Annotated in this window: 20 protein-coding genes; all 20 read left to right on the forward strand. The window is 47.2% G+C overall.

Features of this window, described 5'->3' with window-relative positions:
- Positions 1-33 precede the first annotated feature (33 nt).
- The 20 genes from CS562_RS24215 (at position 34) to CS562_RS24310 (ending at position 20,727) form a co-directional block, all read left to right on the forward strand.
- Complete coding sequence (locus CS562_RS24215; protein ID WP_099858506.1) at positions 34-1,356, forward strand: NfeD family protein; 1,323 nt, start codon at positions 34-36, stop codon at positions 1,354-1,356.
- A 162-nt stretch (positions 1,357-1,518) separates the two neighbouring features.
- Positions 1,519-2,529, forward strand: coding sequence for a flotillin-like protein FloA (floA, locus tag CS562_RS24220; protein ID WP_076288088.1), 1,011 nt, complete (start codon positions 1,519-1,521; stop codon positions 2,527-2,529).
- A 13-nt stretch (positions 2,530-2,542) separates the two neighbouring features.
- Positions 2,543-3,160 carry a hypothetical protein gene (locus CS562_RS24225; RefSeq protein WP_099858457.1) on the forward strand — a complete coding sequence of 206 codons (618 nt, stop codon included), beginning with the start codon at positions 2,543-2,545 and terminating at the stop codon, positions 3,158-3,160.
- Positions 3,161-3,331: 171 nt separating this feature from the next.
- Positions 3,332-3,625, forward strand: a complete 294-nt coding sequence (yqfC, locus tag CS562_RS24230; protein ID WP_024628472.1) for a sporulation protein YqfC — start codon at positions 3,332-3,334, stop codon at positions 3,623-3,625.
- The gene (yqfD, locus tag CS562_RS24235) at positions 3,622-4,815 is read left to right on the forward strand and encodes a sporulation protein YqfD (protein ID WP_076288090.1); all 1,194 of its coding nucleotides are present in this window, start codon (positions 3,622-3,624) and stop codon (positions 4,813-4,815) included. The genes yqfC and yqfD overlap by 4 nt, the downstream gene beginning before the upstream one ends.
- A 6-nt stretch (positions 4,816-4,821) precedes the next feature.
- Complete coding sequence (locus CS562_RS24240) at positions 4,822-5,793, forward strand: PhoH family protein (protein ID WP_076288091.1); 972 nt, start codon at positions 4,822-4,824, stop codon at positions 5,791-5,793.
- A 15-nt stretch (positions 5,794-5,808) separates the two neighbouring features.
- Complete coding sequence (locus tag CS562_RS24245) at positions 5,809-8,058, forward strand: HD family phosphohydrolase (protein WP_063567029.1); 2,250 nt, start codon at positions 5,809-5,811, stop codon at positions 8,056-8,058.
- A 34-nt stretch (positions 8,059-8,092) separates the two neighbouring features.
- On the forward strand, positions 8,093-8,590 hold the full coding sequence (gene ybeY / locus CS562_RS24250; RefSeq protein WP_063567028.1) for an rRNA maturation RNase YbeY: 498 nt from the start codon (positions 8,093-8,095) through the stop codon (positions 8,588-8,590).
- Positions 8,590-8,961: a diacylglycerol kinase family protein gene (locus tag CS562_RS24255; RefSeq protein WP_076288092.1), complete on the forward strand. Its 372-nt coding sequence runs from the start codon at positions 8,590-8,592 to the stop codon at positions 8,959-8,961. Before ybeY ends, CS562_RS24255 begins: the two co-directional genes overlap by 1 nt.
- A gap of 236 nt (positions 8,962-9,197) precedes the next feature.
- A complete protein-coding gene (locus CS562_RS24260) occupies positions 9,198-9,611 on the forward strand; it encodes a cytidine deaminase (protein ID WP_076288093.1) in 414 nt (137 codons plus the stop codon).
- A 41-nt stretch (positions 9,612-9,652) separates the two neighbouring features.
- The gene (era, locus tag CS562_RS24265; RefSeq protein WP_076288094.1) at positions 9,653-10,552 is read left to right on the forward strand and encodes a GTPase Era; all 900 of its coding nucleotides are present in this window, start codon (positions 9,653-9,655) and stop codon (positions 10,550-10,552) included.
- A 104-nt stretch (positions 10,553-10,656) separates the two neighbouring features.
- Entirely contained in the window at positions 10,657-10,797 is a 141-nt protein-coding gene (locus CS562_RS24270; protein WP_076288095.1) for a YqzL family protein, read from the forward strand.
- A 33-nt stretch (positions 10,798-10,830) separates the two neighbouring features.
- The gene (gene recO, locus CS562_RS24275; RefSeq protein ID WP_076288096.1) at positions 10,831-11,583 is read left to right on the forward strand and encodes a DNA repair protein RecO; all 753 of its coding nucleotides are present in this window, start codon (positions 10,831-10,833) and stop codon (positions 11,581-11,583) included.
- Positions 11,584-11,990: 407 nt separating this feature from the next.
- Complete coding sequence (glyQ, locus tag CS562_RS24280; RefSeq protein WP_024628463.1) at positions 11,991-12,878, forward strand: glycine--tRNA ligase subunit alpha; 888 nt, start codon at positions 11,991-11,993, stop codon at positions 12,876-12,878.
- Positions 12,871-14,946, forward strand: a complete 2,076-nt coding sequence (gene glyS, locus CS562_RS24285) for a glycine--tRNA ligase subunit beta (protein ID WP_076288097.1) — start codon at positions 12,871-12,873, stop codon at positions 14,944-14,946. Before glyQ ends, glyS begins: the two co-directional genes overlap by 8 nt.
- Before the next feature lie 207 nt (positions 14,947-15,153).
- Positions 15,154-15,642: a YaiI/YqxD family protein gene (locus tag CS562_RS24290; RefSeq protein ID WP_090901596.1), complete on the forward strand. Its 489-nt coding sequence runs from the start codon at positions 15,154-15,156 to the stop codon at positions 15,640-15,642.
- Positions 15,643-15,689: 47 nt separating this feature from the next.
- The gene (gene dnaG, locus CS562_RS24295) at positions 15,690-17,510 is read left to right on the forward strand and encodes a DNA primase (protein WP_076288099.1); all 1,821 of its coding nucleotides are present in this window, start codon (positions 15,690-15,692) and stop codon (positions 17,508-17,510) included.
- A 43-nt stretch (positions 17,511-17,553) separates the two neighbouring features.
- A complete protein-coding gene (gene rpoD, locus CS562_RS24300) occupies positions 17,554-18,693 on the forward strand; it encodes an RNA polymerase sigma factor RpoD (protein WP_024628459.1) in 1,140 nt (379 codons plus the stop codon).
- 184 nt (positions 18,694-18,877) lie between these two features.
- The gene (locus CS562_RS24305) at positions 18,878-19,636 is read left to right on the forward strand and encodes a tRNA (adenine(22)-N(1))-methyltransferase (protein WP_099858458.1); all 759 of its coding nucleotides are present in this window, start codon (positions 18,878-18,880) and stop codon (positions 19,634-19,636) included.
- Positions 19,612-20,727 carry a Nif3-like dinuclear metal center hexameric protein gene (locus CS562_RS24310; protein ID WP_099858459.1) on the forward strand — a complete coding sequence of 372 codons (1,116 nt, stop codon included), beginning with the start codon at positions 19,612-19,614 and terminating at the stop codon, positions 20,725-20,727. The genes CS562_RS24305 and CS562_RS24310 overlap by 25 nt, the downstream gene beginning before the upstream one ends.
- Positions 20,728-20,733: the final 6 nt, after the last annotated feature.

Below are 20,733 nucleotides of genomic sequence, written 5' to 3' on the forward strand. Positions count from 1 at the left end.
GGAAAGCGCCGGAAGAAGCTTACGGGGCCATTGATGCTCATGATGCTACTGACGCTGCTGCTTCCTGTCTGGATTGGATCACCGTCAGCGCATGCAGCTGAGAAAAGTGGCGCCGTATATATTATTCCGGTGGATAAACCAATCGAGCAGGGACTTGGCAAGTTTATGGAACGCGGGTTCAAGGAAGCAGAAGAGATGAATGCTGGCCTGATCGTTCTGGATATCAATACGCCGGGAGGGCGTGTCGACACGGCAGAAGAACTGGGTACATTAATTAAGGAAAGCCCAGTTGAAACCGTTGCATTTGTCCGTGGAGATGCTGCTTCGGCCGGAAGTTTTCTGGCTTTGAATGCAGATAAGATCGTAATGTCGCCAGGCAGTATGATTGGTGCGGCAGCGATGGTGGACAGCACAGGTAAACATGTCGATGATCCGAAGTTGGTTGCATTCTGGAAGAGCAAGATGCAGGGCGCGGCTGAGAAAAGTGGCCGTGACGGTAAAATTGCAGCCGGAATGACGGATGTTAACATGGTCGTGGAAATGCCTGAGATTAATAAAACCAAAGAAAAAGGTGAAATTATTGCTCTCTCGGCTGAAGAAGCGCTGAAAGTGGGTTATGCGGACCATATCAGCAACACGCCGGAAGAAGCTGCAGCCTGGCTTGGTTACAGTCAAGATGATGTGTTCACCGTTCAGAGAACAGCCGCAGAGAACATATCCACATTTCTCACCAATCCTGTCGTCATGACGGTATTGCTATTCCTCGGAATAGCCGGTGTGATCATTGAGTTGATTGTACCTGGGTTCGGAGTGCCTGGTATTGTTGGTATCGTGTGCTTTGTGCTTTATTTCTCAGGGAACTACATTGCCGGTTTTGCTGGAGCGGAGACATGGGTGTTATTCACTGTCGGACTCATCATGATGATTCTGGAGATGTTTATCCCAAGCTTCGGTATTCTGGGTATTTTGGGATCGATTGCGCTTGTCGCTGGTGTCGTGCGAGCCGCCTATGATACAAGTGATGCATTTATATCGTTAGGTATTGCTTTTGGAGCCGCGCTGGTAGTCATTGCAATCGTTGTTATTCTGTTTAAGGATCGAGGCATATGGAATCGATTCATATTAAGTGATAGGCTCTCTGCTGATCAAGGATACTCTTCGGCAACAGAACGCAAAGAGTTGATCGGTTTGCAGGGCATCAGTCTGACTCCACTTCGTCCTTCGGGAACAGCGATATTTAACGGAGAACGCGTCGATGTGGTGTCGGATGGAGATTTCATTCCGATTGATACACCAATTATTGTGATCAAAGCGGAAGGTACCCGGATTGTGGTTCAACAAGCGTTACCGGTGTAACCCGCTCTGTTGCCGGAGTTGATTATAGCTTCGGCAATGTACATAACCATTCTACGGAGGCTGCTAGTGGAGTGGTGTGAATCAATGCACAGCAGCAAAGTTCCACAACGTTTTTATCATGTTTTTTACAAAAATCAAAATGCAAATGGAGGAATTTCGACTATGGAACCAACCTTGATTACGGTTTTGCTCATTGCGGTAGTTGCGATTATCGTATTGAGCGTATTCTTCAGCTTTTTCCCGGTTATGCTCTGGATTTCAGCCCTTGCATCGGGCGTACGCGTGGGAATTATCACGCTGGTAGCGATGAGACTAAGACGTGTAACACCTAGCCGGATCGTAAATCCACTGATTAAAGCAACCAAAGCTGGACTTCAATTGACAATGAATCAACTGGAGAGTCACTTCCTAGCCGGTGGTAACGTAGACCGAGTTGTCAACGCCCTGATTGCTGCACAACGTGCGAACATTCCACTCGAATTTGAACGTGCTGCTGCGATCGACCTTGCAGGTCGTGACGTATTGCAAGCCGTACAGATGAGTGTAAACCCACGTGTTATTGAAACGCCGATTGTTTCTGCGGTAGCCAAAGATGGTATTGAAGTTAAGGTAAGAGCGCGGGTTACGGTTCGTGCCAATATTGACCGCCTCGTCGGTGGTGCGGGTGAAGAGACGATTATTGCCCGTGTCGGCGAAGGTATCGTAAGTACAAACGGTTCCTCGAATTCCCATAAAGACGTCCTGGAAAATCCGGATCTGATCTCCCGTACCGTATTGTCGAAAGGTCTGGATGCAGGTACCGCTTTTGAAATCCTGTCTATTGATATCGCGGACGTGGATGTAGGTAAAAACATTGGTGCATTCCTGCAAACGGAGCAGGCAGAGGCCGATAAACGTATTGCACAGGCAAAAGCGGAAGAACGTCGCGCTATGGCCGTTGCTCAAGAGCAAGAGATGAAAGCGCGCGTAGTGGAAATGAGAGCGCGTGTGGTTGAGTCTGAATCCCAAGTACCTTTGGCAATGTCCGAAGCACTGCGTAGTGGTAAGATCGGTGTTATGGATTACATGAACCTGAAGAACATTGAAGCGGATACTCAAATGCGTAATACATTGGGAAAACCTGGTGAAGGTTCGAATTCCAACGATCAGGGTGATTCCAAAAACGGAAGATAGGCGGTGAGTGCATATGGGCCTATTTGAATGGATTTTTAACAATCTGTATATTGTAGCGGTCATCGCATTTGCGCTCTTTTCCTTCCTTGGAAAAGCAGCCAAGTCGGCTGATCCGAACAAAAAGCGTCCAAATAACGGGATGCCTACGTTTGGAGGAAGTGGTGATTCAGACCGGAATGATCGCTCGCGGGGCAATACCGCACCGCAGCAGTCATCGGGTCCTTCAGATCCACGCTATGATGAGCAATATGACGAACGGTACGATGAGCGGTATGATGACGATCAGTATGATGATCGATATGATCAAACCTACTCGCAGCCAGCAACGATATCTGCCCGTCCTGTGAATGACGACTTTGGAGGACAGGGTTCTCTGGGTGGAATGGAAAACTCCCTCGAAGAACAAATGAAAGTGATGGAGCAACGACAACGTGAAATTCGGGAGCGACTAGATCGTATTTCTACTGCAAATACACCAGTTGTGTCTGACTCCAGTTGGGATGAAGTTTCATCCAGCGAGTCTGGATCGCCTCAGCTTCGCCGGGAAGATATTCGTACTGGTGTATTGTGGGCAGAAGTTCTCGGTTCTCCGCGCTCTAAACAGCCCTTTGGAACACGAGGAAAACTATAACTTTATATTGTTTTAATAAGTGAAAGCCGTCTCTGGTGAGCATAATCCCAGACGACGGCTTTTTTTTGTTTCGGCCTCTTTTTATTTTCACATCTAACACGGTCCGTAGTTTTCATAATTCCAAGAATCTGAGCATAAGTTGAACTGTAGAGGAAGGGGGAAGACCTTCGAATGACCCGGATCAGCCGCAAGCTGCGCAGATGGACCAGTGAAGTTCTGGACCTGCCGCAGGACGTGCTTTACGATATGCCACGGTTAACCCTGATCGGCACAAAGCAATTGTATATAGAGAATCATCGTGGTGTCATTCATTTTACACCGGATCGCATCGTTCTGGCTCTCTCACAGGGTCAGCTGGAGATCAAAGGAACTGAACTGATGATTCGCAATATTTTGCCGGATGAAGTGGCTGTTGAAGGAACAATTCTGGATATTCATATGAATGGAGCGGAGGGGAACGGATGAAGCAGCCCAGTCTTTACAAACTGCGCGGAGCAGTCCGAATCACGGTCACTGGGGGGGATATTGAAGCATTAATCAATACGGTGGCAGAGCAGGGACTGGAAGTATGGGACCTGCGTGCCCACGACGGACGCAAGGCAGAAATGAATATTCTGCTGCCGCATTTTTTCAAGCTGCGTCCTTTGCTGAAACGGACAGGCTGCCGTGTAAAGGTGACACACCGCAGTGGATTTCCTTTTTTTGCAGCCCGTTTGTTAAGAAGAAAGTTCTTTCTGGGTGGCATGCTGTTTTTTGTAGCAGCTCTGTTTGCATTGTCATCAATGGTTTGGAATGTAGAAGTCAAAGGTAATGTGACGATTCCCACGGATGAAGTGCTCGCAGCAGCGAAGAAAGAAGGCATCTATCCCTTTCAGTGGGGATTTCGGCTGCAAAGCCAGGACAAGCTCTCCAGACAGCTCGCGCTGGCTCTGCCAGATGTAACCTGGATTGGGGTAAGCAAAGAAGGGACAACCATCACCATCCAAGTGGTGGAGTCAGCACAGCCCAAGCGTGAACCGCTGCTGAACCCGAGACATCTGGTCAGTAAAACAGATGCTGTAATCACTCAAATTTACGCGGAGCAGGGGCGCCCTGTCGTGCAGAAGGACATGCGTGTCAAGAAGGGGCAGGTACTAATATCCGGTATTTTGGGAGATGAAGAGAATACAAAGACCATTGTAGCCAAAGGGGAAGTACGCGGACTGGTGTGGCGAGAATATCAGGTCGAAGTCCCCCTTGTGCAGAAACATAATACGATGACTGGAGATAGCAAGGAACGTTTTTACATTGTGCTGGGGAAATGGGCGATACAACTCTGGGGATACGGGAATACGCCGTTTACCACATTTGATACCGAAAGTGATCATAAACCGCTGACCTGGAGATCGTTCACACTTCCCATGGGATGGCTGACGGAGAAAGATTTGGAAACTCGGGAACAAGAGGAGCAGCATACGATTGAATGGGCTAGAACGAAAGGATTGGAAGGAGCAAGAAACGATATTATCGCCAAAAACGGCAAAGGGACGAAAATTTTAAGCGAAAAAATTTTGCATGAGAAGAAAGAGAATGGTAAAGTTTATATGAAAGTATTATTTGAAGTGGAAGAAAGCATTGCGGAAGAACTTCCGTTAGTCCATAGTCAAGGAGAATGAGGCTATTTGTCAGAGCAAACACGCAGCATACGAATCTCCCTCCAAAGTGCGGGAGAGGGTCAATCTCTTTTTGGACCCCAAGATATTTTTCTGAAACTGATTGAATCCGAGATTCCCGCACAGATCGCATCCCGTGAAGCGGAGATTGTGATCCATGGCAACATTCAGAATGTGGAATCGCTTGAACAATTATTTGATGTGTTGTTGCAATTGGTACGTAACGGATACGTGTTAACCGAAAGGGACGTTAAGTATGCCATTGAACTGGCAAAGGAACTTCGTGCAGACCAGCTTCTGGATCTGTTCAAAGGCGAGATTACAACGACGTACCGCGGTAAGCCGATCCGGGTTAAAACGATTGGACAGAAACACTATGTAACTACAATTAAAAAACGTGATGTTGTATTTGGTATCGGTCCTGCCGGTACAGGTAAAACGTATCTTGCTGTTGTGCTGGCTGTGGCAGCACTTAAGGAAGGAAGCGTCAAGCGGATCGTGCTCACGAGACCTGCTGTTGAAGCGGGAGAGAGTCTTGGTTTCTTGCCGGGCGATCTTCAGGAAAAAGTTGATCCTTATTTACGGCCACTGTATGACGCATTGTACGATGTTATGGGACAAGAGCAGACTGCGAAGGCACTGGAGCGAGGTTTAATCGAAATTGCGCCTCTAGCCTATATGCGGGGACGTACACTGGACGACTCGTTTATTATCCTGGATGAAGCCCAGAATACGACACCGGAGCAGATGAAAATGTTCCTAACTCGTCTCGGTTTTGGTTCCAAAATGGTCATTACCGGTGACGTGACACAAATTGATTTACCGCGCGGCAAAAAGTCAGGGCTTGTGGAAGCAAATGCAATACTGGGCCAAGTGGAAGAGATTGGATTTGTCTACTTTGCCGAGCAAGACGTTGTACGGCACTCCCTCGTCCAGAAAATCATCGTCGCTTATAACCACGCCGCAGAAAATCAAGAATAGAAAGGGATTGTCTCGATGACCTCGAAGGAACTGTCAAAAGGCAAATCTTTTCAAAATAGAGCTACAGGATGGAAGTATAGCGTGTGGGCACGCTATCTTCTGTTTTTGTTTCTGGTGATCCTCTTCTACGTGAGTCTTGCTTCCAAGCTGCTCCCAGAGCGGTATGATATTCAGGAAGGCACACGAAGTGAAGTGAATATTGCTGCGCCCATGCAGATCCCGAATACCAAGGCCACGCTGAAAGCGCAAGAAGAAGCCGCTGAACGTGTACAGCCGATGTTTCAGATCGTGCAAATGCGGAACGAAAATCTGATGACGACTCTGCTTGATCGTATTGATCGACTGAATCAGGATGATCAGATTTCCAGTCAGGACAAGATTGACATCTATCGTGATGAAATACCGCAGCGTCAGAAAGACTTTGTTTCCAATTTTATCAACAACAACCGGAAAGCGGGTACATACTCCGAAACTCTTTTGGAAGAGATCAGAAATGTGGTACAGGAGCAAAGCTACCGAATTCCGGAAGAGACTTATATCAAAATTTCACGTTTGACTTCGGATGATATTCAGGAGATGAAGGCCGTTGCTCGGGATATTGTCTCCAGATTAATGACCGACCAGATTAGTGAGGCTACAACAGCTCGTGCCAAAGTGGCCGAGATGGTGAGTGTGAGCTCCCTAAGCAAGCGTACGCAGCGTGAGGTTGTGCAGGAGCTTGCTCGTCTTGTGGTCACGTCGAACCGCTTCTACGATGAAGAGGGTACAAAAGAAGCTAAAGTACAGGCTCGTGAGAACACTCAAACGGTCTTTATCAAGCAAGGAGATACACTTGTTGCCAAGGGTGAGATGATTACCCCGGAGATGTACACCCTTCTGGGCGAGAACGATTTGCTGAAAAACGAAGTAAACTATTGGCCTCAGCTTGGACTGCTTATGCTGTCCTGTCTGTTGTCGGCAGCGATTCTCATGTATATTCAGCAATTCAGCGGAACGCATTTCAAATATAACAATGCTCAGCTGCTGATGCTTGTTCTCATATTTATTATTACGATTGTGGTTATGCATGTTACTGCGATACTCCAGACCAGTGAGAATTCATACGTAGGCTTTCTTGCCCCTGTTGCCGTAGGAGCCATGTTAATAGCATTGCTGCTGGATACATCGCTTGCCTTTGTCTGCTCGATTATTATCGGCATGCTGTCGAGCATTATTTTGAATACACATCAGGGTCAAATTTTTGACTTTGAACTTGGATTCTTCGCGGTGTTGGTATCGTTTGTTGCGATCTTTGCCACCCATCGGGCAAGTCAGCGGTCTACGATCCTGAAAGGTGCCATTATGGTTTGTCTGTTCGGATCGATCGCAGTTTTCACGTTGGCTTTGATTGACTCAAGTGACTGGAACCGTACGACAACGCTCTATGGCATTGGATTTGCATTTGCCGGAGGCGTACTGACCGCCATACTGGTTATTGGGCTGATGCCGTTTTTCGAAACCTCATTTGGCATTTTGTCTGCGCTGAAACTGGTAGAACTGTCTAATCCCAATCACCCGCTATTGCGCAAATTGCTAACAGAGACACCGGGCACATATCACCACAGTGTGATGGTAGGAAACCTGTCAGAAGCCGCCGCGGAAGCAATCGGTGCCAATGGGTTGTTATGTCGGGTGGGCTCGTATTACCATGATATTGGCAAGACCAAGCGACCGATTTATTTTATTGAAAATCAAAATAATATGGAAAATCCGCATGATTCGATTGATCCAAAGCTGAGCAAGTCCATTATCGTTGCTCACGCACGCGATGGTGTGGAAATGCAGAAGGACTACAAGCTTCCGAGGCCTATTCGGGACATTGCTGAGCAGCATCATGGAACAACCTTCCTGCATTACTTCTATCACAAAGCACTGCGTCAGGCTGAGGAAGCAGGAGTGGAACCAGATTTCACGGAAGATGATTTCCGTTATCCAGGTCCCAAGGCTCAGTCCAAAGAGTCGGCGATTGTTGGCATTGCTGACAGTGTGGAAGCTGCGGTCCGTTCCTTGCGGAAGCCTACTGTGGAACAAGTGGAGTCCATGATCGAAAAGATTATTAAAGGTCGACTGGACGATCATCAGTTTAACGACTGTGATCTGACAATGCGGGAGCTGGATATTGTCGCCAAGACTCTTAAGGAAACCGTCATGGGTATATTCCACTCCAGGATTGAATATCCGGAAGAAATGAAGAAACCGAAGCCAACTTCGCCTGAAGCGGGTTGATTCGCTAATTATGACAAGACAGGAGTATGAAAGAATGAGTCTTAACCTAGCATGGAATAATGAACAACAGGATAAAGAAATCACCGAACCGATGATCGCAATGCTGGAGCAGCTGCTGAACCTGGCAGGGGAAGCAGAGGGTGTTGCAGACGGGGAAGTGGCCCTGACTTTCGTAGATGATGAGCAGATTCATGAGCTGAACCGTGATTATCGCGGCATAGATCGTCCAACAGATGTATTGTCTTTTGCAATGAATGAGACTGTGGATGAGGAACTGGATATTATCTACGAACTGGACGAGGATGAAGAAATGGAAGAAATGCCGGATGTTCTGGGGGATATTATTATTTCTGTTCCGCGGACCATTCTGCAGAGTGAAGAATATGGCCATTCATTTGAACGTGAGCTCGGGTTCCTGTTTGTTCATGGCTTCTTGCACCTGCTTGGATATGATCATCAGGATGAAGCCAGCGAAGCCGAAATGATGGGCAAACAGGAAGCGGTACTTGCCCAAGCCGGGTTGACACGATAATGAAAAGGCGCTCCTGGGGGATGGTATTCCGCAATGCTGCGGAAGGAATCGTATACGGGCTGCGGACTCAGCGGAATGTAAGAGTTCATACAGGAGTCGCCATTTTGATGTGTGCAGCCGGCTTTTTTTTCGGGATTTCCAGAACGGACTGGATGTTTGTACTGACAGCCGTTTTTCTGGTTCTTGTGACGGAGATGATGAATACAGCTGTGGAAGCTGCTGTAGATCTGGCGCATCCGCATATACATCCGCTGGCAAAAGCGGCGAAGGACACCGCGGCCGGTGCAGTTTTGCTGGCTGCGGTGTTCGCCGTCATCATCGGGTGTGTCGTTTTCATTAAGCCGGTGATGAGCTGGCTGGGTTTGTTCTGATTTTGTTTTTAAATTACACACAATTGTATAGTTACTTGATGCAAACACGATAACGGAGAGGTCAGAAGAAACCTGAAGAAACGAAGTGTGCGCCTTTATCCCCGGATTTTCACTTTGAAAAAGTGAATCATAAAAATCTGGGGATAACAGCGCTCGGAAGGTTGTTCTGGCAGCGGAGTGTCCAGTGTAAATGCACTAGTTAACTTTATAGTACACCCCAAAGGGAGAGATTAATTATGGATAATGGTTTGTTGATGCAAGAAGCAATTAAGGCACGTACGAAAGCGTATACGCCTTATTCTCATTTTGGTGTAGGTGCAGCTTTGCTTGACAGTGAGGGACATGTGCATCATGGTTGTAATATTGAGAATGCTGCTTACACGCCAGGTAACTGTGCTGAGCGCACAGCTATGTTCAGCGCGATTGCAGGAGGTAAGCAACCACGCAGTTTCAAGGCTATGGCGATTGTAGGAGATACAGACGGACCGATTGCTCCTTGCGGTGTATGTCGTCAAGTGATGTACGAACTGTGTGATCCGGACATGAAGGTCATTCTGGGTAACTTGAAAGGTGATCTGCAGGAGACTACAGTTGCCGAATTATTGCCATGGGCTTTTGGACCATCTGATCTGAACTCTGCTAAAAAGTAAAAACCAATACATTCCAGGCCTAGGCGCCTGAGGAGGAACATATGAAAAAACAAGCATTCAAATCCGGTTTTGTAGCCATTATTGGACGTCCCAATGTAGGTAAATCCACACTGATGAACCAAGTCATTGGACAGAAAATTGCGATCATGTCGGACAAGCCACAAACGACGCGTAATAAGATTCATGGTGTATATACATCGGAACAACAACAAATCGTTTTCCTGGATACGCCAGGGATTCACAAACGTCAATCCAAGCTGGGCGATTACATGAACCAGACCGCTTTGAACACGCTCGGAGAAGTTGAAGCTGCTCTGTTCCTGATCGATGCTTCTGAAGGCATGGGCGGTGGGGACCGTTATATTGCCGAACAATTGAAAAATGTGCGTACGCCTGTCATTCTTGTCATGAACAAAATTGATAAAATTGAGCCGGAAGCACTGCTTCCGCTGATTGAGGAATATCGCAAGCTGCACAATTTCGCTGAAATCGTACCTGTTTCTGCCATGCTCGGCAGCAATGTAAGCACGTTGCTGGAGCAGCTCGGCAAGTATTTGCCGGAAGGTCCACAGTACTATCCAGATGACCAGGTTACAGACCATCCGGAACAGTTCGTTTGTGCGGAGTTGATTCGGGAGAAGATTTTACAAATGACACGCGAAGAAGTGCCTCACTCCATTGCCGTAACGATTGAGGATATGAAAGTACAGGACAATGGCGTCGTTTATATTTCGGCTGTCATCTTTGTGGAGCGTGATTCGCAAAAAGGGATCATTATCGGTAAACAGGGTGCCTTGCTCAAAGAAGTGGGGAAACGTGCCCGCCAGGATATTCAAAACCTGTTAGGTTCCAAAATCTTCATGGACCTGTGGGTTAAAGTGAAGAAAGACTGGAGAAACCAGGATCGAGTTCTGCGTGACCTTGGCTTTGGCCGCGACTAATCGTCGGAATTGTATCCAGTAATTGCAACACATAGTTTACCTTGCAAGACTCCATCCTATCTGGTAGAAGCAGACGTCATTTCCGAAGAGAGGATGAAATTCCGATGCGAGATTTTTCGTGGAAGGTTTTTGCGATGACGGGGGATGTGGAATCCTATTTGTTGTATTCCGAGGCATGCAGCTCGGTGGGACAGGAGTCGGAACCTGCAAGGGAAGTGATTGAAGATGAAGAAGCCGAAGGTTAATTGGCTAATTCGGGAATGGTTAGGTGACGAGGCATGCTATACAGGGTGGAAGGGATTGTCATCCGCAGCATGGACTACGGCGAGGGAAACAAAATCATTACGCTTTGCACCGAAAGCGGCGGGAAAGTAGGGGTACTCGTCCGCGGTGCCAAAAAGCCCAAAAGCCGACATGCTGCACTGGTGCAGCCATTTACGTACGGTCAATATGTATATTTTCGTAACACCGGTCTGGGAACACTAAACGCAGGTGAGATTATGGAATCTTATCATGAGCTGCGTGAAGATCTGATTAAGGCCTCCTATGCATCTTATGCTTGTGAACTGCTGGATCGTGTGTTGCAGGATGAAGAGACAGGTACGTTCTGGTTCAAACAGTTGAAAGCCTGTCTTCAGGCGTTGAAGGAAGAGAAAGATCCGGTCGTCATCACAAGCCTGTATGAAATGAAAATATTACAGGCAGCCGGGTATGGACCTCAGCTTGATGATTGCATTTCTTGTGGTCACGAGCGTCCGGATGAACAATTATTTGTTAGTCCAAGACTTGGAGGCGTTCTGTGCCGTGCTTGCAAACACTTTGATCCTCCGGCGATGTCCGTGAGTCCGAAGGCGTTGAAACTCTTACGTCTGTTTGCACAGCTGGATCTGCAAAGGCTTGGTAATATATCGGTGAGCGAAGGCACCCGGGATGAGATTAAAAAGATCATGCGGGCCTTTATGGATCATCAGCTTGGCTTGAATTTAAAATCCCGTTCTTTTCTTGATCAAATGGAAAAGTACGGGATTTGAGTCGTCTTCATGTGAAATAAGTAATATATCTTGACTTCGTACTTATTTTTATATATTATGAACTATAATTTCTCTTTTGGAGACATGCATTGAACGAGAAAGTAGGAGACTTGATTTATTACATTCAGGAGCAGAGGTCGATTGACCTTACTAATCTTGTGTGAGCGAGCCGGGGATGGTGGGAGCCGGGTTGAATCGGTCTGTGAAATGGCACTCGGGAGCATGAATGACACGGAAAAGTGGGCTTGAATGAACAGGAACTTCTGTTTATATCTAAGCCAAGTAGGGTGGAACCGCGGGAATAGCTCTCGTCCCTATGTCTGTATAACAGGCGTAGGACGAGGGCTTTTTATTGTCTGTACCGTTCTAGGCTTGTTCATCACAAACCATCGAAAAGGAGCATGATTATGAATTTTCAGCAGATGATCCTCACGCTGCAACAATTCTGGGCCGAGCACAACTGTATTATTGTTCAACCATATGATACGGAAAAAGGGGCAGGTACGATGAACCCGATGACCTTTTTGCGTTCGCTTGGACCCGAGCCTTGGAAAGTAGCTTATGTAGAGCCGTCCCGCCGTCCTTCGGATGGTCGTTATGGAGAAAATCCAAACCGTCTCTATCAGCATCATCAATTCCAGGTTATTATCAAGCCTTCTCCGGACAATATTCAGGAGATTTACCTGGAAAGTCTGAAACAGTTGGGTATTGATCCGCTTAAACATGATATTCGGTTTGTTGAGGACAACTGGGAGAATCCTTCCCTCGGCTGTGCTGGTCTTGGCTGGGAAGTATGGTTGGACGGTATGGAAATCACCCAATTTACGTATTTCCAACAAGTCGGTGGAATCGAGACGAATCCGGTAGCCGTTGAAATTACGTATGGTATGGAGCGTCTTGCTTCGTACATTCAGGAAAAAGAAAATGTGTTTGAGCTGGAATGGGTAGACGGTATTACATATGGTGATGTGTTCCGTCAGCCTGAATTCGAACACTCCAAATATACGTTTGAAGTATCAGATGTCAAAATGTTGTTTACGCTCTTCAACATGCATGAAGAGGAAGCAAACAAGGCTATGGCACAGAATCTGGTTTTCCCGGCATATGACTATGTGTTGAAATGTTCACATACGTTCAATCTGCTGGATGCGCGCGGGGCAATCAGTGTAACGGAGCGTACTGGGTACATTACTCGTGTCCGTAACCTGGCTCGTCAAGTGGCTGCAACATATGTGGAAGAGCGTGAGAAGCTCGGCTTCCCGCTGATCAAGAAAGGGGGAGCTGAGCATGTCTAAGGATCTGTTGTTTGAAATTGGTCTGGAAGAAGTGCCTGCACGCTTCATGCGAGCAGCAATTGAACAGCTGCAAGATCGTGTCGTGAAATGGCTGGATGCATCCCGCATTGCTTACGGTGAAGTGAATGCGTATGCCACACCGCGCCGACTGGCTGTTTTGATCAAGGATGTTGCTGAGAAACAGGAAGACGTGGAGGAAGAAGTTAAAGGACCTTCCCGTAAAATAGCATTGGATGACAGTGGTAACTGGAGTAAAGCTGCACTCGGATTCGCCCGTAGTCAGGGTGTTGAACCGGATCAGTTCACATTTAAAGAACTGAGCGGCGTGGAATATATCTACGCTACCAAGAGCAGTAAAGGCGTGGAAACGTCCTCTGTAATCGGACAGGGTTTGCTGGCTATACTGCATGCCATGACCTTCCCGAAATTCATGCGTTGGGCTTCGTATGATTTCAAATTTGTACGTCCGATTCGCTGGATTGTCGCTCTGCTGGGCAGCGATGTTATTGAGTTGGAAGTTGCAGGCGTAAAGTCTGGCAATGTAACACGTGGACATCGTTTCCTCGGAAAAGAGGCGGTTATTTCGGATCCCGCTTCGTATGTGGAAGTGCTTCGTTCCGAGCACGTCATTGCGGATATCAAAGAACGTGAGCAGATGATTGTATCCCAGATTCAGGCACTGGCTGCCGAGAAGAAATGGGATATTGCGATCAAGGAAGATTTGCTGGAAGAGGTTCTGTTCCTGGTTGAGACACCAACGGTGCTGTTCGGAACATTCGAATCTTCATTTTTGAATATTCCACAAGAGGTACTGATTACTTCGATGCGCGAGCATCAACGTTATTTCCCTGTGCTTGATAACGATGGACAATTGTTGCCATACTTCGTTACGGTTCGTAACGGCGGCAGCGATTCACTGGATGTCATTGCAAAAGGAAACGAAAAGGTACTCCGTGCACGTCTGTCTGATGCCAAGTTCTTCTACGAGGAAGACCAGAAGCTGGAGATCAAGGATGCATTATCGAAATTGGAAAGTATCGTCTTCCAGGAAGAGCTGGGAACGGTTGGAGATAAAGTTCGCCGTATTCGCAAAATTGCGGATGGTCTGGCTAGCAAGCTGCAAGTACCAGCTGATGTAGCCGAAGCGGTGAATCGTTCTGCGGATATCTGCAAATTCGACCTTGTTACACTTATGGTGGGGGAATTCCCTGAACTGCAAGGTGTGATGGGTGAAGATTATGCCCGTAAAGCTGGTGAAAAAGAAGAAGTGGCCAAAGCGGTATTTGAGCATTATCAGCCACGTTTCGCTGGAGATCAATCTCCTGCTTCGCTCGTTGGAGCTATTGTGAGTGCTGCCGATAAAATGGATACAATTGTAGGTTGTTTCTCGATCAATATCATTCCTACAGGATCTCAAGATCCATACGCACTGCGCCGTCAGGCAGCAGGTATCGTACAAATTTTGCTGGATCACAATCTTCCGCTGACCTTGTCCGATGTATTCGGCGTTGCCCTTCAAGTGCATGCTCAGATGAACCTGTTGAAACGTGCGGATGAAGAGGTACGTAAAGATTTACAGGACTTCTTCGGTCTTCGAGTGAAAAAACTGTTGTCGGAAACGGTTCGTTATGATGTTGTGGATGCGGTGATTTCTTCCGGATTTGATGATATCAGCGCTGTAGTTCCAAAAGGTGAGGCACTCATGGCAGCTGTCCAAACGGGCGATGCCTTCAAAACAACTGTCGAATCCTTCAACCGTGTCGGTAATCTGGCTGCCAAAGCATCCAATGCTTCGGTTCATGCAGAACTCTTCACAGAAGAAGGAGAACGCCAGCTGCATGAGGCATGGAGCAAAACCAATGAGGAATATCGTCAGGTATTGTCTCAGCATGCTGCCGCTGAAGCGCTCGCGATTGCATCGGCTTGGAAGGAAGCGATCACCGTATTCTTCGATTCGGTTATGGTTATGGCTGAAGATGAGGCTGTGCGGGCGAATCGTCTGGCACTGCTTGCAGCCATTGACCGTGATCTGAAAGCTTTTGCTGATTTCTCCAAATTGGTCTGGTAATCGCATCCTTTTCTCCTCCGAGTAGACAGATCTGCGGCAAAGCATAAATTCAGTATTAAAGAAGGATATATGAGGGTATAAATATACGGAACGGATTGTGAAAAATTTATATTTACAGCCGTTCCGTATTTTAGCCTTTGATTTCCATAGACCGGTCAGAAGGATTTTGACTGGCTGGGGTCGTATATTACAATATGCAGATATTTTATGAAACCGGGTGGTCTGGCTTTGAGTGAGTTAAATGTACGCCATATTGTTGTGGATGGTGATGCTTGCCCGGTCAAGGCTGAGATCGCAGAAACAGCTCTCCGATTCAAAGTTCCTGTATTGATGGTTTCTTCATTTGACCATTTTCTTCAGGGCGGAGAAGGAGTGCGTACCGTTCAGGTTGATCGAAGTGATCAGAGTGCAGACCTTTACATTGCCAATCACATCAAGCCATACGATGTGGTCATTACACAGGATTATGGACTGGCGGCGCTCGCACTTGGCAAACGTTGTTATGTTTTATCATTTCGTGGTCGTGAATTTAATGATCGTGACATTGATTTCATGCTGGATTCCCGTCATACTGCGGCCAAAGCACGAAAAAGAGGGCATTATGGAAAAGGCCCAAAGCCTTTCACAGAGCAGGATCGGGAAATTTTTCAACATAAACTGACAAAACTTTTGAAAGATTTGCAGGAGAATGTGTAAGTTTATCGAATAATATTTACGTGTTAAAGAGATGAAGGTGGACCAAGATGAGTACCGGACAAGGCGGTATACCCGAAAGCATTATTGAATCGGTGTTACAGCAGCATGATATCGTCGATACGGTGAGCCGATTTGTACATCTGACCAAACAGGGGAAATATATGAAAGGCCTCTGTCCTTTTCATTCTGAGAAGACGCCTTCGTTTACAGTTACGCCGGAGAAACAAATTTTCTATTGCTACGGTTGCGGCACGGGTGGAAATGCCATCAAATTCAGGATGGAAATCGAAGGGTTATCCTTTCCCGAGGCTGTCAAGACGATGGCAGAAGAAAGCCACATTTCAATGGGGGACTGGCAAGGGCGGGAATCGGCTCATGTTAATCCAGAAACCGAACGTTTATTGGAAGCATATGAGCTTACCGCGAAGCTGTATCATTTCTTATTGAAAAATACAGAGCACGGTAAAGTGGCTATGGAATATTTACGCTCACGTGGGTTTAGCGACAAACTCATTGACCAATTCCAGATTGGCTATGCGCCTAATCGCTGGGATACCTTGGTACAATTTCTGGAAAAGCGCGAATTTCCGCTTGAAGAGATGGAGAAGGGTGGGTTACTGTCACCGCGAAACGAAGGTCAGGGGTATGTGGACCGTTTCCGAGACAGGGTCATGTTTCCGATTAACGGCAGGAGCGGAAAGCCGATTGCATTTGCAGGCCGCATTTTGGGAGACGGGCAACCGAAGTACCTAAATTCACCGGAAACCCGGTTATTTAACAAAAGCCGTGTTCTCTACAATCTGCATCATGCCAAAAATGCAATTCGCAAACAAAGGCAGGCCATATTGTTCGAAGGGTATGGCGATGTTATCTCCGCCTGGGATCAGGATATCCAGAATGGTGTAGCGGCAATGGGTACCGCGCTCACTGAGAATCAGGCATTGATGCTTAAAGGCATGTGTGATGAAGTCATCGTATGTTATGACGGCGATCGAGCAGGACAGGCTGCGGCATTCAAAAACTTTCCTATTCTTGAGGAAGCGGGACTGCAGGTCAAAATTGCTCTGATACCGGACGGGCTCGACCCGGATGATTTTATCCGCAAGCATGGTGGCGAGCGGTTCCGAAACCAGATTGTGGACGGCGCCGTAACGACTACAAAATTTAAGCTTATAAACCTTAAAAAAAACCATATACTGCTAGAAGGCGGCGGACAAATCGCTTATTCCAAGGAAGCGGTGAAACTTATTGCTCCTTTGTCTTCTCCTACAGAACGGGAAGTATATCTTCGGGAACTGGCTGCGGAAGTGGATGTATCATTTGAAACACTGAAGCAGGAGTGTAATGAAGAACGGGAGGCCATGAAAAATAACCTCCAGTATGGGGATAATAACCCGAAAAGGTGGAATAATGGTAGGCAACAAAATAGGCAGGTGCCTACACCCAATCTGTTGCCGGCTTACCACGCTGCTGAACGCAAACTGCTCGCCTGGATGCTTCAGGATGATGAGGCTGCCCAGTACGTGAATGAGCATCTTGGTGAAGCTTTTAACTTGGATGATCATGCAGCTATTGCTGCTTATCTATATGCCTATTATGCGCAAGGCAAACCGTCGGATACAAGCCGTTTTATGTCTTCACTGCATGACGACCGACTGGAAAAGACGGTCAGTTCAATCTCGATGATGGATGGTCCAGGTGAATGGAGTATTCAAGTGCTCGACGATTGCATCAGGGAAGTGCTGAAATATCCGCGTAAGAAAGAGTACGATCTGAAAAAAGAAGAAATGATTGCTGCAGAGCGGGCAGGTGATTCTGTACGCGCGGCACAAATTGCAATTGAAATGATTGCCCTAGAGAGACAGTGAACGTCTGAATGTTGGATGTTTCTAGGGAGGAGGGAGTCGAGTTATGGCGAATGATCAGCATACTGAACTAGAAACAGAATTGACACTGGATCAGGTTAAGGATCAATTGATTGAATCAGGTAAGAAAAGAGCTTCGTTGAACTACAAGGAAATTATAGAAAAACTCTCCCCATTTGAGCAAGATGCAGAGCAGATGGATGAGTTCTATGAACAACTGAGCGACCTGGGTATTGATGTCGTGAACGAAAATGATGAAGAGGTAACCCTTCGCCCTAGTGAAGATTCCGAGAACAACACCAGAGAGGGAGACGATGAATTCCACTTTGATGATGATCTCAGCCTTCCACCAGGAATCAAAATCAACGACCCTGTTCGTATGTATCTCAAAGAAATTGGTCGTGTACCTTTGTTGTCTGCGGATGACGAAGTAGAACTGGCTAAACGGATTGAAAACGGGGATGAAGAAGCGAAACGTCGTTTGGCTGAAGCTAACCTTCGTCTCGTGGTCAGTATCGCCAAGCGTTATGTTGGACGTGGAATGTTGTTCCTGGATCTGATTCAGGAAGGTAACATGGGTCTGATCAAAGCGGTTGAGAAGTTCGACCACAAAAAGGGTTATAAATTCAGTACGTATGCGACATGGTGGATTCGCCAAGCGATCACCCGTGCAATTGCGGACCAAGCACGTACGATTCGTATCCCTGTGCATATGGTGGAGACGATCAATAAGCTGATCCGGGTATCCCGTCAGCTGTTGCAGGAACTTGGGCGTGAACCGACACCAGAAGAAATCGCTGCCGAGATGGATCTGAGTGTGGAAAAAGTTCGTGAGATTACGAAGATTGCTCAGGAACCGGTTTCCCTGGAAACACCGATTGGTGAGGAAGATGATTCCCATCTGGGTGATTTCATCGAGGATCAGGAAGCATTGGCTCCGGCGGATGCTGCTGCTTATGAGTTGCTGAAAGAACAGCTCGAAGATGTCCTGGATACTTTGACTGAGCGTGAAGAGAACGTGCTTCGTCTGCGTTTTGGTCTGGACGATGGACGTACAAGAACGCTGGAAGAAGTGGGCAAGGTATTTGGTGTTACGCGTGAGCGTATTCGTCAAATTGAAGCCAAAGCTCTTCGCAAATTGCGTCACCCTAGCCGCAGTAAACGGCTTAAAGATTTCCTCGAATAACATCACTATGGGAGACTTTCCGCAAGACGCTTAAGCGGCGGCGGGGTCTCCTTTATTTTTAAATTGAATATCTAAATTTCTTGGTTTTGGTAATTCATCCTTGAAATGTTTTATTGGATTTCATTTTATCGCTTTTCGTTGTTCAATGCAAATCAATAAATTAAATGAATGGTGTAGGTGCTTCATGAAACTTTCGAATCGATTACAGCGGATACATGATCAAATTCCCGAAGGAAGCCGCTTGGCTGACATTGGCTCAGACCACGCTTTGCTTCCGGTAGCGGCAGTACGCAGCGGGAAAGCAGCAGGTGCAGTAGCCGGAGAAGTCAACCCCGGCCCTTATGAAGCTGCACGCAAGCAAGTCAGCGATGCAGGCCTGAAGGAACGAATAACAGTACGTCGTGGAGATGGCTTGGATGTCATCTCTGCAGGAGAAGTGGATGTTATCACCATTGCCGGTATGGGAGGAGCACTCATTGCCTCCATTCTGGATCGTGGCCTCTCCAAACTGGATGAGGTCAAGCTTCTTATTTTGCAGCCTAATGTTGGTGAGGATATTCTCAGACGTTGGCTGCTCGAGCATCACTGGGTGGTGGTTGCAGAACAGCTGCTTGAGGAAGATGGCAAAGTGTACGAGATTATTACAGCAATGCCGCAAGAACTCAGTCCGATTGCCAATGAGGAAGTGTATCGCGCACGTCCGCTTGAAGGCGGAGTGGAATTGACATCAGATTTGCTGCTGCGCATGGGGCCTTATTTAACTGACCGTCCAACGGATGTGTTTTTTGCCAAATGGGAGAGCGAAATCGTCAAGCTGCAAAGTGTTGTGCATTCCATCTCCAAATCAGATCAGGAGTCTTCACGGGACAAGGCGGCTGAGGTGGAGCGTCTTATTGTGAACTTGAAGGAGGTACTCTCATGTTTGCCAAAGGTCAAACTGTAATTCAATTGATGGAGCAGCTTGCTCCCAAACATCTGGCCGTGCCGGACGATCGGATTGGTCTTCAACTTGGCAGTTTGCAAAAGGAAATTACGCATGTTCTTATCGCGCTTGATGTGACGAACGAAGTTGTAGACGAGGCCATTCGGATTGGAGCCAATCTGATTATTGCGCACCATGCCATCATCTTCCGTCCGGTCAAGTCATTGAATACCGATACACCCATGGGGAAACTGTACGAGAAGCTGATCAAGCATGATATTGCGGTGTATATTAGTCATACCAATCTGGATGTGGCTGAAGGCGGCATGAATGACTGGATGGCCGAGGCCATCGGAATTGAGAGCAAGGAATCACTTGAGGATGTACATACAGATCATTTGTTCAAACTGGCTGTATTTGTACCTCGCACTCATCATGAGCAGGTGCTCCAGGCGATTCTCGAAGCGGGCGCTGGCAGTATCGGGCAGTACAACAAGTGCAGCTTCAATACGGAGGGCACAGGTACTTTTGTACCGGGAGAGGGGACACAACCTTTCATCGGTACAGAGGGACAGATGGAGCGTGTAGAGGAAATGCGGATAGAGACCATCGTACCGCAGAGTCTACGAAGCAAGGTTGTACAAGCGATGCTTAAGGCTCATCCATATGAGGAAGTGGCCTATGACCTGTATGCAATGGATTTAAAAGGCCGTACGCTGGGTCTGGGGCGCTTGGGACCACTCAAACAACCTAAGGCACTCGGTGAGCTGGTGGAGGTCGTTAAGGCCCAACTGGATGTGCCATACGTTAGGGTAGTAGGCGATCTCAATCGGCAAATCAAAAAAGCAGCAGTGCTTGGCGGTTCAGGCAGCCGTTATACCCTTCCAGCACGGTTCAAAGGTGCCGATGTCATCGTAACTGGAGACATTGATTATCATACGGCTCACGATGCGCTGATGGCGGGTATGTGTATCATTGACGCCGGGCATAATGCCGAAAAAATCATGAAACCAAAAACTGCGGATTGGCTGCGCTCACGTTTGGAAGACAAGCGTTATGACACGCAAGTGACTGCATCCGAGGTAAATACGGAAGTATTCCAGTTTATCTAAAAGCAC

The organism is Paenibacillus sp. LK1 (assembly GCF_002750415.1).
GTDB classification, from domain to species: Bacteria; Bacillota; Bacilli; order Paenibacillales; family Paenibacillaceae; genus Paenibacillus; species Paenibacillus taichungensis.

Coding starts and splice junctions, on each gene's coding strand:
- CS562_RS24225 (WP_099858457.1), top strand. CDS start 2,543: ATGGGCCTATTTGAATGGATTTTTAACAATCTGTATATTGTAGCGGTC.
- CS562_RS24260 (WP_076288093.1), top strand. CDS start 9,198: ATGGATAATGGTTTGTTGATGCAAGAAGCAATTAAGGCACGTACGAAA.
- floA (WP_076288088.1), top strand. CDS start 1,519: ATGGAACCAACCTTGATTACGGTTTTGCTCATTGCGGTAGTTGCGATT.
- CS562_RS24255 (WP_076288092.1), top strand. CDS start 8,590: ATGAAAAGGCGCTCCTGGGGGATGGTATTCCGCAATGCTGCGGAAGGA.
- CS562_RS24305 (WP_099858458.1), top strand. CDS start 18,878: ATGAAACTTTCGAATCGATTACAGCGGATACATGATCAAATTCCCGAA.
- recO (WP_076288096.1), top strand. CDS start 10,831: ATGCTATACAGGGTGGAAGGGATTGTCATCCGCAGCATGGACTACGGC.
- CS562_RS24290 (WP_090901596.1), top strand. CDS start 15,154: ATGAAACCGGGTGGTCTGGCTTTGAGTGAGTTAAATGTACGCCATATT.
- glyS (WP_076288097.1), top strand. CDS start 12,871: ATGTCTAAGGATCTGTTGTTTGAAATTGGTCTGGAAGAAGTGCCTGCA.
- era (WP_076288094.1), top strand. CDS start 9,653: ATGAAAAAACAAGCATTCAAATCCGGTTTTGTAGCCATTATTGGACGT.
- ybeY (WP_063567028.1), top strand. CDS start 8,093: ATGAGTCTTAACCTAGCATGGAATAATGAACAACAGGATAAAGAAATC.
- yqfC (WP_024628472.1), top strand. CDS start 3,332: ATGACCCGGATCAGCCGCAAGCTGCGCAGATGGACCAGTGAAGTTCTG.
- CS562_RS24270 (WP_076288095.1), top strand. CDS start 10,657: ATGCGAGATTTTTCGTGGAAGGTTTTTGCGATGACGGGGGATGTGGAA.
- glyQ (WP_024628463.1), top strand. CDS start 11,991: ATGAATTTTCAGCAGATGATCCTCACGCTGCAACAATTCTGGGCCGAG.
- yqfD (WP_076288090.1), top strand. CDS start 3,622: ATGAAGCAGCCCAGTCTTTACAAACTGCGCGGAGCAGTCCGAATCACG.
- CS562_RS24245 (WP_063567029.1), top strand. CDS start 5,809: ATGACCTCGAAGGAACTGTCAAAAGGCAAATCTTTTCAAAATAGAGCT.
- CS562_RS24310 (WP_099858459.1), top strand. CDS start 19,612: ATGTTTGCCAAAGGTCAAACTGTAATTCAATTGATGGAGCAGCTTGCT.
- CS562_RS24215 (WP_099858506.1), top strand. CDS start 34: ATGCTCATGATGCTACTGACGCTGCTGCTTCCTGTCTGGATTGGATCA.
- rpoD (WP_024628459.1), top strand. CDS start 17,554: ATGGCGAATGATCAGCATACTGAACTAGAAACAGAATTGACACTGGAT.
- dnaG (WP_076288099.1), top strand. CDS start 15,690: ATGAGTACCGGACAAGGCGGTATACCCGAAAGCATTATTGAATCGGTG.